Below are 14318 nucleotides of genomic sequence, written 5' to 3'. Positions count from 1 at the left end.
TGTGCCAGGCCTCGTGGTTCGACAAGCTCACCATGAGGCCTCATGAAGCCTCTGGCCTGTCATTGCAAATCTATCCTGCCGCCTTGGCGTTTCGGATGAACGCTTCGATCAGCTTCTTGTTCTTGACGCCCGGTGCCGTCTCGACGCCCGACGACACATCGACGCCGAATGGCGGCCGCACGGTGCGAATGGCTTCGGCCACGTTGTCCGGCGTCAGGCCACCCGAAAGCATGAAGGGCACCGAAGGGTCAAGGCCCCCGAGCAGGCTCCAGTCGAAGGTCTCGCCCAGTCCGCCCGGCCGGTCGGCGTTCTTGGGCGGCTTGGCGTCGAGCAGGATACGGTCGGCGACGTCGAGGAAAGCTGCGACATGGGCGACATCATCAGCCGAGCCGATCGGCAGCGCCTTCATGATCTGCGTGCCAGCTTCCGCCCTGATCGCTTCTACACGATGCGGTGTTTCGGGCCCATGCAGCTGGATCCAGTCCGGACCGAGCGCTGCAACTTCGGCAACGCAGGAATTGTCCGGATTGACCAAAAGCACGCAGCTTTCCACCCGGCCGCGCGCTGCCGAGATCAGACCACCAAGCTCTTCGATCGATACGTGGCGCGGCGAGCGCATGAAGTGGACGAAGCCGACCATGTCGGCACCGGCCTCGATGGCGGCATCGAGAAGGTCGAGCGACTTGATACCGCAGATTTTGACGATAACCGGGTCGGCCATGGGGCTCGGGCTCAAGGGGTCACGTAAGCGTAGCAGAAAACGGCAAAAAGGTCAGCGCAGTTCTAGCACATCATCCACTTCGCTCAGCGTCGAAACGCTTGTCGTGCCAGTGGCGCGGCGCTGCTTGTCGAGCTCCTGCGTCAGCTGATAAGCCTCGCGCCGCCAATGCCGCTCGCGCTTTCGGTGCTGTCCTTGCGCAAACCAGGTCGCAATACCGCCCAGCAGCACGCCGATCAGCAGGACCACAAACAGCACCACGAATAGCGGAATGCCGTAGCCGGCGGTGGGGTCGAGCGGGGCGACGAAAGGATTGACGTTGACCGTCACCAGCTGCCGATTGGCCAGGGCGAAGGCGATCAGCAGCGCGCAGAAGGGAACAAGGACCAGCCAGCCGACGATTTTCTTTGCCATACCGTATCCTAGACGCGCCGACGACGATCCGCTCAGGACGAGCGGTTCAGCCGCTCGCGGATTTCCTTGCCGGCCTTGAATTGGGGAACGTACTTTTCACCCACGTCAACCTGTTCGCCGGTGCGCGGGTTCCGGCCGACGCGGGCCGGGCGATTCTTGACCGAGAAGGCGCCGAAGCCGCGAAGCTCCACCCGGTCGCCGCGGGCCATGGCATCGCCAATTTCGTCGAGGATGGCGTTGACGATGTTCTCGATGTCACGCTGGAACAGGTGCGGGTTTTCCGCCGCGAGCTTTTCGACAAGTTCCGACTTGATCATCCAAGGCTCCGCCGTTTCCTCCGCCCCATCGAAAGAGGCCGCGCCAACCTGCCAAAGCGCGTTCAAAGCGTCAAGCAAAACAGGGGCTTTTAGCCGCTAAACTACGGCAGGCGCTTGATCATATAGCGCGCGTCGGCCTCGTAGCCATGGAGCTTTTCAACCAGATCGGGCCGCTCCTCGACTTCAAAGCCGAGCTTTTCCCAGAAGGGGCGCGACTTGTTGACCGCAACAAGGCTCATGGTCGCAAAATTCTTGACCGCCGCATGCTTGGTCAGCGCCGCGACGATGCCCTTGGCCGAGCCCAGGCCGCGGGTCAGCGGCAGCAGCGCCAGATCGTGAATGTAGTAGGTGTCCGGGGTTTCGGGCAGCGCACCCAGAAGCGTATTGAGCGGCGGCAGGTCACCCAGGCGCCAGGGATGGCTCAGCACATAGCCGGCGGGCTTTTCGTTGACCTCGAGCAGGTAGCAGCCGTTGTGGTAGAGCGCGTATTTTTCCGCCAGAACCTCGACCGACTCGTAAAAGCCGGGATGCACCTTACCGGCAATGGTCGAGACGGCATCGATGTCGTAGCCCGACATGGCCCGCCAGGCGACGTCACGAAACTGGATCATGGGCGGCTTCCACAAAAAAACGACCCGCACCATGTGGCGCGGGTCGAAAAAGTCGTCAACGCAAGAGCGCTTTACTTCTCTTCGCGACCCTTGAGGGCAGCGCCGAGGATGTCGCCCAGCGAAGCACCCGAGTCGGACGAACCGAAGTTGGCCACGGCTTCACGTTCTTCGGCGATTTCGAGCGCCTTGATCGAAAGCTGGATGCGGCCGGTCTTGCGGTCGTACTGGGTGATGCGCGCATCGACCTTGTCGCCCTTGGCGAAGCGCTCGGGCCGCTGGTCGTTGCGGTCGCGGCTCAGATCGGCGCGGCGGATGAACGAGGTCACGTCGCTGTCAGCGATGCGGACTTCAATGCCGCCTTCGTTGACGTCGATGACTTCGGTGGTGACCACGGCGTTCTTGCGCAGGCCACCGGCTTCACCGGCTTCGCTCGAGGACGAACCAGCCGAAGAGGAGGTGCCTTCGCCGTTGAGCTGCTTGATGCCCAGCGAGATACGTTCCTTTTCGACATCGACGTCGAGGACGCGCGCCGAAACCATGTCGCCACGGTTGTAGTCGTCGAGGGCAACTTCGCCCGACTTCTGCCAATCGAGGTCGGAAAGGTGAACCATGCCGTCCACATCGCCTTCGAGGCCGATGAACAGGCCGAATTCGGTCTTGTTCTTGACTTCGCCTTCGATGGTGGAGCCGACCGGATGCTTCTCAGCGAAAGCTTCCCACGGATTCTGCAGGGTCTGCTTGAGGCCCAGCGAAATGCGGCGCTTGTCCGGATCGACTTCGAGCACGACAACGTCGACTTCCTGGGAGGTCGAGACGATCTTGCCCGGATGGACGTTCTTCTTGGTCCAGCTCATTTCGGAAACGTGGATCAGGCCTTCGATGCCCGGTTCCAGTTCGACGAAGGCACCATAGTCGGTGATGTTGGTCACGCGGCCGGTGAACTTGGCGCCGATCGGATACTTGGCTTCGATGCCTTCCCACGGATCGGACTGCAGTTGCTTCATGCCGAGGCTGATGCGGTGCGATTCATGGTTGATGCGAACGATCTGGACCTTGATGGTCTCGCCGATCGTGAGCACTTCGGACGGGTGGTTGACGCGACGCCATGCAATGTCGGTGACATGGAGCAGGCCGTCAATGCCGCCGAGATCGACGAAAGCACCGTAATCGGTGATGTTCTTGACGACGCCGTCAACAACCTGGCCTTCTAGCTGCTGCACGATTTCCGAACGCTGTTCGGCGCGCGATTCTTCGAGGATGGCGCGGCGCGACACGACGATATTGCCGCGGCGCTTGTCCATCTTCAGAATCTGGAACGGCTGCGACACGTTCATCAGCGGAGCGATGTCGCGGATCGGACGGATGTCCACCTGCGAGCGCGGCAGGAAGGCCACGGCGCCTTCCAGATCGACGGTGAAACCACCCTTGACCTGGTTGAAGATGATGCCTTCGACGCGTTCGTTGGCGTTGTACTTTTCTTCGAGCTTGACCCAGCTCTCTTCGCGGCGGGCCTTTTCACGGGAAAGGACGGCCTCGCCGACAGCGTTCTCGACGCGGTCGACGTAGACTTCCACTTCCGAGCCGACCTGGATCTGGCCATCGCGGTAAGCCTGGCCGAATTCCTTGAGCGCCACGCGGCCTTCGGTCTTGAGACCGACGTCGATGATGGCGAGGTCCTTTTCGATGGCGACGACCCGGCCCTTGACGACCGCACCCTCTAGGGGCTCGTTGTCGACAAAGCTGTCGAGCAGCATCGATTCAAAATCTTCAGTAGTCACAGTTTGCTGTGCCAAACGTATTTCTCCGTTGCGCCGGTGGTTGCTGAGGTTGCAGATCCTGTCCCGAAGCCGGGTCCGCTCTGGCGAAACGCCAAAGCCGGCGCACGGAGCACCGCTTCTTGAACAGGACGATCTGGTAGTCTTGGGTTCCGGGCCATCGAGGAGGCTGAGCGTCGTGACGCCGGCGCACAAGGAGGAAATTAGGAGGCGTCAGCCCCCTGCCTTGAGCGCCATGGTCCGATCGACGATCGCGATGGCAGCGCGGAGTGCGGCCTCAATATCCAAAAGCGTCGTGTCTAGCAAGTGCGCGTCTTGCGCCTGATAGAAGCCGCCATGGGGATTGAGCATGTCGCGGGCATCCCGCTCCTCTATCTGGTGATAGAGCGCATAGCGATCAACCACCGCGCCGCGCTTTTCGAGTTGCCGGGCCCGGCGCTCCATGCGTGCCTTGCTGTCGGCGCGGATAAAGAGTTTTACATCCGCATCCGGGCAGATGACGGTGCCGATGTCCCGGCCATCGAGAACGGCACCAACGGGGTTCTGCGCGAACTGGCGCTGGAAATCGAAGAGCGCTTTGCGCACGTCGGCGATAACCGCCACCTTGCTGGCCAAGACGCCGGTTTCGGCGGAGGTCAGCGCCTCGATATCGCCGAGTTGGGTAGCATCGAGCGCGCGCGCGGCGGCGATGGCGGCGGCTTCGAACATGGTGCTGTCCATATAGGTCGCGACGGCCAGTCCCACGGCGCGATAGAGCAGCCCCGTATCGAGGTGCGGCAGGCCATAATGACGCGCGAGCCCGGTCGCGAGCGTGCCCTTGCCCGAGGCGGCAGGTCCGTCGACGGCGATGATCATGGCTTGGCTCCCCGCTGGCTCCCCCAAGGCGATAGCGGGGTGCGGCAGGGAGGGCAAGGGGCAGCATCGGCGCGAAAGCGAAGCATTTTGCGTTTGACAGGGCTGGGCTTTGACCATAACCGAAGCGACCGAAACGGGCGCCGCGGCACTGGTGCGCCCGCACTTTTCCCAAGACGAGGCATGAGAAATGGCCAACGAGCGCGGTACCAAGCGGACCGATCCCGACACCGGCAAGAAATTCTACGACCTCAACCTGGACCCGATCGTCTCGCCCTATACCGGCAAGAGCTATCCGCGGTCCTTCTTCGAGCAGATCAGCGGCAAGGCCGGCCCGGCCACTGCCCGCAAGATCGATGACGAAGACGAGACCGAAGAAGAAGAAGTCGAAGACGTCGCAGCACCCGAAATGGTCAGCCTCGAAGAGGCCGATGCCGAAGAGGCGGGCGACGACGAAGTGCCAGATGACGTCGAAGACGTCGAGGTCGACGAAGAGCTCGGCGACGACGAGGAAGACGTCTTCCTCGAAGAAGACGAAGACGAGGACGACGGTCTCGGTTTTGAAGTCGGCGACGACGAAGAGACCGCTGATTTCGTTAACAAATTCGTACCGGGCAGGCTCTCTGCCCGGTGCACCAAAAAAGTGTTATTTAGGCACTTGCACCCGGGCGGATCATCCAATAGGTTCCGCCTCGCTTCGGACGGGTTAGCCCCTCCGGAACCCACACTAGACTGCCGCAAGGTTGTTCGCGAAAAACCGGTTTCCACTTTTTCGCACCTTGCTCGGATGGGGCCATAGCTCAGCTGGGAGAGCGCTTGCATGGCATGCAAGAGGTCAGCGGTTCGATCCCGCTTGGCTCCACCAGCCTTCGCTTATCGCGAAGGCTTCGATAGTAGATTTCCTGCTTAAGTTTACGCTGTTTTGCCTGCTCCGACTTCGGCCGAGCAGAAGTCGTCACCTACTTCAGTCAGGCGTGAAGCTGGATTGAAGCGACCTTCAGGTCGCCTCGTCCAGACCCTCTACTTCGCCGACCCATCCTTTGAAGCAGCGCCTGCTGCCTTGTCGTCGGCACGCTCGGCCATCAGCATTTCGATGGCGCGGAACCAATAGTCCTTTTCCTTGCCAAACGGGCGGCCGTCGTCTTCCCAGAGGTGGTAAGCGGCCTTACGGACGTTTTGTTCGAAATCCATGTCGACGAATTTTTCGGTGTCCTCATACATGACGCTTCTCCATTCTTGATCGTGAAACGCTAGCAAGGTTCCTCCGTATCCATAGCTGACATGGGTTATTTGCGCAGCTGGTTGACGCCGGAGGGTGCCCTGCTCATGCTGCATGCCTCGCTTGGATCGCCTCGTGACCCGCAAACCTCTTGTCATCACTCAAAAACAAGCGCGCGCCATCTGGATGCGGGCGCAACGTCTCGACAGTTTCGAGCCATTCGGCAGAGGGCCGGAAGCAGCGCAGGCAGCGATCGCTCATCTGGGTTATGTGCAGATCGACACCATCAACGTGATCGAACGCTGCCACCACCACATTCTTTATTCGCGCATCCCGGCCTATCGCCGCTCGGACCTCACGCATCTGCAAAGCGCAGAGAAGTCGATCTTCGAATATTGGACACATGCGCTAAGCTATGTGCCGACCGCCGACTTCGCGTATTTCGTGCCGGCGATGAAACGCTATCGCGACAATCCCAGCGCCTGGTTCGGCTCGGTGACCAAAACGGAAATCAGCGCCATGACCAAGCGGCTGAAGACCGAAGGCGCGCTCTCGATACGCGACATCGATGACGACGAACTCGTCGACAAGAACCATCCCTGGGCCAGCCGCAAACCGTCCAAGCGCGTGCTGCAGCTAATGTTCTATCAAGGGCTTGTGACCATTTCGGCGCGCGAGGGCATGCTCAAGACCTATGAGCTTACCGGACGCCATTTCGGCTGGGACACGTCGCCAAAAGCGGCCACCGAGCGGCAGATCACCGCCTATCTCCTGGACCGCGCCCTGCGCAGCCAGGGACTGGTTAGCCTAGACTCCATCTGCCACCTCAATGCGCCCGCAAAAGGCGCCGTGCTTGAGCTGATCGAGTCGCGGGTCAGGCGGCGCCTGCTTGTTCCGGTTACGATAGAGGGCGCGGAAAAGACCCCGCATTGGGCAGAGCCCGTCACGCTCGACTGGACGGAGGCCCAGGCATCCAACCGCGTCCATATCCTTTCGCCCTTCGATCCGCTGATTATCCAGCGCAAAAGGCTGAAGCTGATGTTCGGCTATGATCATGTCTTTGAAGCCTATGTGCCGGCGGCCAAGCGGCGTTTTGGCTACTTTGCCTTGCCGGTGCTGGTGGACGACCGGATCGCGGCGGTTGTCGACCTCAAGACTGATCGGGCCGCAGGCAAGCTCCTTGAGCAGAAATGGACCTGGCTCGAAGATCCCGGTCTTGAGGGCAAGACGGCGATCGAAGCCGAGCTCGCGCGCTTTGAACGCTTCCAACTGGACCGCTCGGCATAAAGCCGCCTTTCCAGCACATCGGCGGCGCGCTAGAACCCCAGCCGCGACTGGGGACAGCTATGGCCACCTATACCGATATTGCTCGCCGGGTTTACAACCATACCTGGAAGCTCGATCCGATCATCCGCAGCCTGCTGGACACCGATTTTTATAAGCTCCTGATGCTGCAAATGATCTGGGGACTTTATCCCAAGGTCGAGGCGACCTTCTCGCTGATCAATCGGACCAAGTCCGTACGGCTCGCCGAAGAGATCGATATCGAAGAGCTGCGTGCCCAGCTCGATCACTGCCGCACCTTGCGCTTTTCCAAGAAGGAAATGATCTGGCTGGCGGGTAATACTTTTATGGCAGCAAGCAGATTTTCCAGCCCGGTTTTCTGCGCTGGCTTGAAAACTACCAGTTGCCGGAATACCGCCTCGAAAAGCGCGACGGCCAGTATATTCTGGAGTTTCCGGGGCTTTGGGTCGACACCACGATGTGGGAGATCCCGGCGCTTGCCATTATCAACGAGCTGCGGTCGCGGGCGGCGATGAAGCGCTATGGGCCGTTTACGCTCGACGTGCTTTATGCGCGCCAAGGCGCGGATGTGGGAAAAAGTCGAGCGTTTGCAGAAGCTTCCGGACCTCAAGATCTCCGATTTCGGCACCCGCCGCCGCCATTCCTTCCTCTGGCAGCGCTGGTGCGTCGAGGCCCTCAAGGAAGGGATCGGCGACAGCTTTACCGGCACCTCGAACGTCAAATTGGCGATGGACAGCGACCTCGAAGCGCTCGGCACCAATGCGCATGAACTGCCCATGGTGCTGGCCGCCCTCGCCCGCTCCGACGATGAGCTGCGCGAAGCACCCTATCGGGTTCTCCAGGACTGGAAGAGCTATTATGGCGGCAACCTGCTGATCGTTTTGCCGGACGCTTTCGGCACCGATGCCTTTTTGCGCGATGCGCCGGACTGGGTGGCCGACTGGACCGGCTTCCGTCCCGACTCGGCGCCGGCCATCGAAGGGGGCGAACGCATCATCGAATTCTGGAAGTCGCGTGGCCGCGACCCGCGCGAAAAGCTGCTAATTTTCTCGGACGGGCTCGACGTCGACATGATCGAGGAAGCCTATATCCACTTCAACGGCAAGGTGCGGATGAGCTTTGGCTGGGGCACCAACCTCACCAATGACTTCGAAGATTGCGCGCCCGAGCCCAATCCGGGTCTTTCGCCCATCTCCATCGTAGCCAAGGTCAGCGAGGCCAATGGACGCCCGGCGGTCAAGCTTTCGGACAACCCCGCCAAGGCGACGGGCACGCCTGAAAATATCGCACGTTATCTTCGCATCTTCGGGGACACCGGCCGGGTGGAACACGCGGTGCGCGTTTAGCTTTTGTTTTTGATGGCAAATCGCTTTAGGCAGTTCAGGTCTCGGCTCTTCGGGCGAGACCCAGAATCTTATTCTCCATGTGGAGAAACCTAAGCAGTTTCCCAGAGTTAAGGCCGCGTGAACCACTATCGGCCAGCTTGGCTCGGGGGCTCTGCGGAGCCAAAATGACTTTCGAATTGATCGATATCGCGCTGGCTGAACGCCAGGCGCATCCGCGACTCCCCGACAGGATGACCGGGAAAGTGCGGGCCGTGCTCACCGAAACCGTGGGCGACCAGCACTTGCGCCACGAGCTGATGTTGCCGGTCTGGGTCGACACGCATCAGGGCATGAGCGACGAGGACATCGAGCTCGGACTCATGGTCAAGGCCGCCGACATCGTCGGTCGCCTCAAGCAGACATTGGGACGGCCCGCGGCCTAATCCAGACGCGCCAGCCGCGCCGCAGCGGAGGGCTGGTGCCGATAGGCCGGCGCCTCTGCGAAATGGCGTACTCGAGCCATCAGCCGCTCTTCGCGCAGCCGACGTTCATCCATGACGAACCAGGACACGGTGGTGAAGACGATTGCCCCGATTGCCAGCAGTTCCCAAGCCATGACGCGCGCTCCTTGTGCGCCGTGTCGTAGCTAACAATTCGTTAAGGCAAAAGCGGGTTCGCCGATTAAGCCTAACCGCTAAACTTTGATCATTTCTGCGCAGATTTGGGGTCGAGCGGTACGGCGTAAAGCTCGAGCCGGTGGTCGATGAGCTTGTAGCCCAGACGCTTGGCGATCACTTCCTGGATCGCTTCGATTTCCTCGTTGCGGAACTCGATGACCTTGCCGGTGCGAATGTCGATGAGGTGATCGTGGTGCTCGTCGGGAATGAGCTCGAAGCGGGCGCGGCCATCCTTGAAATCGTGCTTGGTGACGAGCCCGGCCTCTTCGAAGAGGTTGACGGTGCGATAAACCGTCGACAGCGAAATGCGCGGATCGACGGCCGACGCGCGGCGATACAGCTCTTCCACGTCGGGATGATCGGAAGCGCCTTCGATGATGCGGGCAATGGTGCGGCGTTGGTCGGTCATGCGCATGCCGCGGGCGACGCAGGCTTCTTCGAGCGTTGGGTCGGAACTGATCTTGCTCACGGTATCGCTCCCTCGAAGCCGGGTGACCCGTCCGGGTTACCCAAGATCGCGGGCCATGACAAGCGCAGTGGCGGCGCTGCCGTCGGGCTGGGGATAGTAGCCCTTTCGAGTGGAGATGGTCTTGAAGCCTTGCTGCTTGTAGAGGCGAACGGCTGGGATATTACCCTCCTCGACCTCCAGAAACATGCGCTTGGCCGGCGACATCATCATGTCGGCAAAAACCGCATCGAGCAGTGCCCGGCCGATCTTCTTGCCGCGCCATTTGGGGTCGACAGCGATGGTCAAAAGCTCGGCTTCGTCGACGACGACGCGGATCAGGGCAAAGCCCGCTATGCGGCGCCTGGCGTCGCAAGCCACGTAAACGGGGGTCATGCGATCGGCGAGGAAGGTCGAAAACTCTTCGGCTGGCCAGCCGCGGTAAAAGCCCAGGGCATGGATGCGGGCCATTTCCCTGGCGTCGCCGGCTTCGCCCATTTCGATATGGAGCCCCGCGGGGGCCAGCCAGAGCTTGTCCATGCTGCTCACGCCCGGCGCGGCACGCGCGAGGCGTCCTGCGGCTTGGCATCGGCGTCGCGCACATAGGCGGCGTGCGGCGGGAAGGCGGCGGGATCGGCATCGGCCGAAAAACGCGCCAACTTGCCGATGTCGACGAAGGGGGCCTCGATCAACAGTGCTTCCGATCCCACCAAAGCTCGTGCTTCCGCCATGGGCAGGAGCCGGGGCCCGTCCCCGACCACGCCCGGCGAAGGAAAGGCTTCGAAATAGGCTTCGTCGCGCCGCGCATCGAGCAGGACCGCGACCGGACCGGAGGGCGCGCTCAGCGAAATCGCAAGGAGGCTCGGCACGCCAATCACCGGCAGCTTTCGGGCAAGGCCCAGGCCACGGGCAGCCGAGAGGCCGATGCGCAGTCCGGTGAATGAGCCGGGCCCGGTCGTCGTGGCAATCCGCGCCAGCGCCTCGTAGCCGACGCCTTTGCGCGCCAGAAGCGTATTGATGCGGTCGAAAAGAATTTCCGCATGGCCCTTGGCAATATCTTCCACCAGCACGTCGCAGCTCCCGTCGGCCAGCAACAGCGCGAGCTGCAAGCGGGGTGCGGCGGTGTCGATGGCAAGGGTGATCGGCAGGTCGGTCATGGCCTCTCGGCAGTAGCGCCAGCAAGGCCACGAGTCCACCGCCTTGACGCTACCCAGGCAGGCGACCACCTTGCCGCCATGTCCTCTGATTCGCCTCCCCCAAGCCCATGACCTGGCTGGCCGAAACTGCCATGTTGAGCCAGGGCTGGCGCCGCTTCCTGCTGCTGCTGGTGGCGGGCGCCATTGCCGGCCTATCGGTGCCGCCGCTGTTCATCGTTCCTGCGCTGTTTGTCGCCATGCCGATCTGGATCTGGGCCCTCGATGGCGCAGAGCGCGGCAAGGGCTGGCGCCGCATTTTCAGCCCGGCCTTCAGCATCGGCTTTGCCTTCGGCTGGGGCTATTTCATTGTCGCCTTCCATTGGCTGGGCGCGGCCTTCTTTGTGGATGGCGGCTGGATCATCGGCGCCATGCCGTTTGCGATCGCGGCCCTTGCAGCGCTCATCGCCGTTTTCTGGGCTTTGCCAGCGCTTTTGCGCATCTGTTCTGGAGCCATGGCTGGACGCGGATCGTCACGTTTTCCGCCTGGCTTGCCGCCGCCGAGTTCGCGCGCGGCCATGTGCTGACCGGGTTTCCCTTCGATCTGCTCGGCTATAGCCTCACCGGTAGCGACGAGATGATGCAGCTGACCTCGGTGATCGGCATCTATGGCCTCACTTTTCTCGCGCCTCTCCTGGCGTCGGTGCCGGCGCTGGTGTGGCCGGCAGATGACCGATCCTGGTCGCGTCGCCTGGCGCCGTTGTTCCTCGCGCTCTTCGTCATCGCCGCGCAGCTCGGCTATGGCTACAACCGGCTTGCCGGCACCATCTCCACCGAGCGGCAGGACATAGCGATGCGCCTCGTGCAACCGCTGGTCTACGAGCATGCCGATTTCGGCAATGTCGATCCGGTGGCGCTGGTCGATCGCCTCTTGATGCTGAGCGACATGCGCATGGACCCGACGGACCAGGGGCTGGGCGACATCACGCACCTGGTCTGGCCCGAATCGAGCCTGCCGTTTTTCCTTGAAAGCTACCCCGATGCCCTGGCCCGCATCGCCCGGCTCTTGCCCGAGCAGACGACGCTGATCGCCGGCGTGCCGCGCCTGCCCTATGCCCTCGATGGTGCGCGAACCGGGGAGCCGCCCTTCAATTCCGTCGTGGCCATCGATACGGAAGGCGAGATCGTCGCCTCCTACGACAAGGCGCACCTCGTCCCCTTCGGCGAATTCCTGCCCTTTGCGCCCTTCTTCCGGCAGATCGGCATCACCCAGTTCGTGCCAGGGGTCGATGGCTGGTCGGCCGGTGAAGTTCGCCGGCGGGTCCTGGCCCTGCCCAATGCTCCCGCAGCCCTGGTTCTGGTCTGCTACGAGATCATTTTTTCAGGCGATCTGGGGGACAGCGGCAGCGCGCAGTTCATGCTCAACCCCACCAACGATGCCTGGTTCGATGGCTCGATCGGACCGGCGCAGCATGCCCACCATGCGCGGGCCCGCGCGGTCGAAGAGGGCATGAGCCTGGTCCGCGCGGCCAATACCGGCCTCACCTTTGCCACCGATCCGGTCGGCCGCATCACCGCAGCCCTGGCGCCGGGGCAGATGGCGGCGCTCGATGTCCGCCCGCATCAAAAGCTCAACGGGACGATCTTCACCCGGGTACGGCATTGGCCGTTCCTGATCGCGGTGATCGCGGGCATGCTGATCGGCCTTGTCGCATCGCGACGGCTTCGACGCCGGCGGCTCTGAGCGCCCTTCCCATCGCCTCCTCGGGCCTGCTACGTCTCACGCAGCACTTTGAGGAGAAGGCTGTGACCCCGATCGATCTTTCCGCCGCGCCGTTTCATCTCGACGAAGCGGCGCAGGCCTGGGTGCACCAGACACGCGATAGCCTCAGCGCGCGGGATCGGCTGGCGCAGCTTTTCAATCTCCTCAGCCGCGAGGGGCCGGAAACCGCCATCGAAAGCCTGCGAACATTCAAGCCGGGCGGGGTAACGCGCATCTTTTCGGCGAACCTTGCCGACGAGGTCGCACTGATGCGCCAGGTCGATGGCGCCGGCCCGGTGCCGATGCTGGTGAGCGCCGATCTTGAAGGCAGCCGCATGAGCCTTCCCTTCGGGACGGAAGTGCCGAACCCGCTCGGCTTGGCGGCGGTGGACGATGTCGAGGCCACCGCGGCAATCTCGACCATCATGGCGGAAGAAGCGCGGGCCGTCGGGCTCAACTGGAGTTTTACCCCGGTCATCGACATCAACAAGGCCTGGCAGAGTGCCATTGTCGGCACGCGCTCCTATGGCTCGGACGTCGCTCGCATCGAGCGGCACGCCTTGGCACAAATCCGTGCCTTTCAGGCCAAGGGCGTGGCCGCGACGGTCAAGCATTGGCCCGGCGAAGGCTATGACGACCGCGACCAGCATCTGGTGACGACGGTCAATCCGCTGACGCTGGCGGAATGGGAGGCCAGTTTCGGCCGGCTTTATCGCGCGGCGATCGAGGCCGGGGTGATGAGCGTCATGTCGGCGCATATCGCCTTCCCAGCCTTTGTGCGTGAGCTCGATCCCGCGGCGGAGGGCGAAGCGTTCCGGCCTGCCTCGATCAGCCGCGTCCTCAACCAGCAGCTCTTGCGCGAACGGCTCGGCTTTAACGGGCTCATCGTTTCGGATGCGACAGGCATGGCGGGGCTTGGCGATTGGGGGCATCGCGATCAGACCGTTCCGGACCTCGTGATCGCCGGCTGCGACGTCATCCTTTTTCCGACGACCCCAATGCCGACCTGATGCGGCTGGTCAAGGCGGTGGCCGACGGGCGGCTCTCACAGGAGCGCGTGGATGAAGCGGTGACGCGGGTTTTGGCCCTCAAGGCAGCGCTCGGACTGCACAAGCCGGAGCGCACCCTGCCCTCGCTCTCTACTGCCGAGATGATCATGGCGCGCTCGGATAGCCGCATCACTGCAAAGTCGGTGACCGAGCGGGTGCCGACGCTGGTCAAGGATGTGCAAAATCTGCTGCCGCTGACGACAGCCAAGCATAAGCAGGTTTTGGTCTTTTCGACTGGCGCCGTGCAGCCCTTTGCGCCGGTGCCGATCCCGCTTTCCCTGCCCGATCGATTGCGCCAGGAAGGTTTCGAGGTGACGGAGTTTTCGCCTGAGACGCCGGTCAATCCCAAGGATTTTGACCTCATGCTCTACCTTTTGGCCGAGGAAACGCTTTTGACGCGGGGGCGCATCTTCCTCAACTGGCGGCAGCTGACCGGCTCGGTCTTCGGTGCAATGCGGCGCTACTGGCACGATGTGCCCACGCTCATGGTTTCGCTGGGCTTCCCCTACTATCTCCACGACGCACCGCGCGTCCCGACCTATGTCAACGCCTATGGCTCGAACGAAGACATGCAGGCGGCCGTGGTTGAGGCGCTAATGGGGCGGATCGACTGGAAGGGCGTGAGCCCGGTCGATCCGTTTTGTGGGAGTGAACAGGGGAAGTATTAGGCGGTCTGAGAGCCCCCACCCCCGCCTCCCCGTTAGTCGGGGGAGGAG

Annotated in this window: 19 protein-coding genes, 1 tRNA gene and 1 pseudogene; 10 read left to right on the top strand and 11 right to left on the bottom strand. The window is 62.2% G+C overall.

Annotated elements, in window-relative coordinates:
- Positions 1-70 precede the first annotated feature (70 nt).
- The 6 genes from G5575_RS03220 to G5575_RS03195 all read right to left on the bottom strand — a co-directional run bounded on the left by G5575_RS03220 (position 71) and on the right by G5575_RS03195 (position 4690).
- Positions 71-721, bottom strand: coding sequence for a phosphoribosylanthranilate isomerase (locus G5575_RS03220; protein WP_164533058.1), 651 nt, complete (start codon positions 719-721; stop codon positions 71-73).
- A 51-nt stretch (positions 722-772) separates the two neighbouring features.
- Positions 773-1132: a lipopolysaccharide assembly protein LapA domain-containing protein gene (locus tag G5575_RS03215; RefSeq protein ID WP_164533057.1), complete on the bottom strand. Its 360-nt coding sequence runs from the start codon at positions 1130-1132 to the stop codon at positions 773-775.
- 32 nt (positions 1133-1164) lie between these two features.
- Positions 1165-1449, bottom strand: coding sequence for an integration host factor subunit beta (locus G5575_RS03210; RefSeq protein ID WP_164533056.1), 285 nt, complete (start codon positions 1447-1449; stop codon positions 1165-1167).
- Positions 1450-1550: 101 nt separating this feature from the next.
- Complete coding sequence (locus G5575_RS03205) at positions 1551-2060, bottom strand: GNAT family N-acetyltransferase (protein WP_164533055.1); 510 nt, start codon at positions 2058-2060, stop codon at positions 1551-1553.
- Positions 2061-2131: 71 nt separating this feature from the next.
- Complete coding sequence (rpsA, locus tag G5575_RS03200; RefSeq protein WP_235935755.1) at positions 2132-3814, bottom strand: 30S ribosomal protein S1; 1683 nt, start codon at positions 3812-3814, stop codon at positions 2132-2134.
- Between the two features lie 234 nt (positions 3815-4048).
- Positions 4049-4690, bottom strand: coding sequence for a (d)CMP kinase (locus tag G5575_RS03195; protein WP_164533053.1), 642 nt, complete (start codon positions 4688-4690; stop codon positions 4049-4051).
- Between the two features lie 187 nt (positions 4691-4877).
- On the opposite strand from G5575_RS03195, the pseudogene G5575_RS19910 reads away from it, so the two are divergent.
- Both G5575_RS19910 and G5575_RS03185 read left to right on the top strand, forming a co-directional pair.
- A pseudogene (locus tag G5575_RS19910) lies at positions 4878-5276 on the top strand (TIGR02300 family protein); the annotation flags it as partial.
- Between the two features lie 200 nt (positions 5277-5476).
- Positions 5477-5552 (top strand) — tRNA-Ala (locus tag G5575_RS03185).
- A gap of 155 nt (positions 5553-5707) precedes the next feature.
- On the opposite strand, the gene G5575_RS03180 is transcribed toward G5575_RS03185, so the two are convergent.
- Positions 5708-5908, bottom strand: a complete 201-nt coding sequence (locus G5575_RS03180) for a DUF2934 domain-containing protein (RefSeq protein WP_164533051.1) — start codon at positions 5906-5908, stop codon at positions 5708-5710.
- A 184-nt stretch (positions 5909-6092) separates the two neighbouring features.
- Between G5575_RS03180 and G5575_RS03175 the strand changes: the two genes are divergently transcribed.
- From G5575_RS03175 to G5575_RS03165, 4 genes are all read left to right on the top strand, one after another.
- Positions 6093-7193 carry a winged helix-turn-helix domain-containing protein gene (locus tag G5575_RS03175; RefSeq protein WP_407924847.1) on the top strand — a complete coding sequence of 367 codons (1101 nt, stop codon included), beginning with the start codon at positions 6093-6095 and terminating at the stop codon, positions 7191-7193.
- A gap of 59 nt (positions 7194-7252) precedes the next feature.
- Complete coding sequence (locus tag G5575_RS19905; protein WP_235935537.1) at positions 7253-7726, top strand: beta/alpha barrel domain-containing protein; 474 nt, start codon at positions 7253-7255, stop codon at positions 7724-7726.
- A gap of 33 nt (positions 7727-7759) precedes the next feature.
- On the top strand, positions 7760-8557 hold the full coding sequence (locus G5575_RS19900) for a beta/alpha barrel domain-containing protein (RefSeq protein WP_235935536.1): 798 nt from the start codon (positions 7760-7762) through the stop codon (positions 8555-8557).
- A gap of 164 nt (positions 8558-8721) precedes the next feature.
- The gene (locus tag G5575_RS03165) at positions 8722-8979 is read left to right on the top strand and encodes a hypothetical protein (protein WP_164533049.1); all 258 of its coding nucleotides are present in this window, start codon (positions 8722-8724) and stop codon (positions 8977-8979) included.
- Here the strand turns inward: G5575_RS03165 and G5575_RS03160 are convergent.
- From G5575_RS03160 to tsaB, 4 genes are all read right to left on the bottom strand, one after another.
- A complete protein-coding gene (locus tag G5575_RS03160; protein WP_164533048.1) occupies positions 8976-9152 on the bottom strand; it encodes a hypothetical protein in 177 nt (58 codons plus the stop codon). The two genes, G5575_RS03165 and G5575_RS03160, sit on opposite strands and share 4 nt — an antisense overlap.
- A gap of 89 nt (positions 9153-9241) precedes the next feature.
- Entirely contained in the window at positions 9242-9628 is a 387-nt protein-coding gene (locus G5575_RS03155; protein ID WP_164533723.1) for a Fur family transcriptional regulator, read from the bottom strand.
- A 90-nt stretch (positions 9629-9718) separates the two neighbouring features.
- Positions 9719-10198, bottom strand: a complete 480-nt coding sequence (gene rimI / locus G5575_RS03150; RefSeq protein ID WP_164533047.1) for a ribosomal protein S18-alanine N-acetyltransferase — start codon at positions 10196-10198, stop codon at positions 9719-9721.
- A 5-nt stretch (positions 10199-10203) separates the two neighbouring features.
- Positions 10204-10815, bottom strand: coding sequence for a tRNA (adenosine(37)-N6)-threonylcarbamoyltransferase complex dimerization subunit type 1 TsaB (tsaB, locus tag G5575_RS03145; RefSeq protein ID WP_164533046.1), 612 nt, complete (start codon positions 10813-10815; stop codon positions 10204-10206).
- A gap of 131 nt (positions 10816-10946) precedes the next feature.
- On the opposite strand from tsaB, the gene G5575_RS19895 reads away from it, so the two are divergent.
- From G5575_RS19895 to G5575_RS19885, 4 genes are all read left to right on the top strand, one after another.
- Entirely contained in the window at positions 10947-11378 is a 432-nt protein-coding gene (locus G5575_RS19895; RefSeq protein WP_235935753.1) for a hypothetical protein, read from the top strand.
- A complete protein-coding gene (gene lnt / locus G5575_RS03140) occupies positions 11267-12535 on the top strand; it encodes an apolipoprotein N-acyltransferase (RefSeq protein WP_235935752.1) in 1269 nt (422 codons plus the stop codon). Before G5575_RS19895 ends, lnt begins: the two co-directional genes overlap by 112 nt.
- A 62-nt stretch (positions 12536-12597) precedes the next feature.
- Positions 12598-13563: a glycoside hydrolase family 3 N-terminal domain-containing protein gene (locus G5575_RS19890; RefSeq protein WP_328765817.1), complete on the top strand. Its 966-nt coding sequence runs from the start codon at positions 12598-12600 to the stop codon at positions 13561-13563.
- Positions 13563-14270 (top strand): glycoside hydrolase family 3 protein, encoded by a 708-nt coding sequence (locus G5575_RS19885; protein ID WP_235935535.1) that lies wholly within the window; start codon positions 13563-13565, stop codon positions 14268-14270. The genes G5575_RS19890 and G5575_RS19885 overlap by 1 nt, the downstream gene beginning before the upstream one ends.
- The last annotated feature ends 48 nt before the right edge of the window (positions 14271-14318 follow it).

The sequence above is a fragment of the Devosia aurantiaca genome, from assembly GCF_011058215.1.
Classification (GTDB): Bacteria; Pseudomonadota; Alphaproteobacteria; order Rhizobiales; family Devosiaceae; genus Devosia; species Devosia aurantiaca.
The sequence above is the reverse complement of the archived record's forward strand: the minus strand, read 5'-3'. Positions and strand labels throughout refer to the sequence as shown.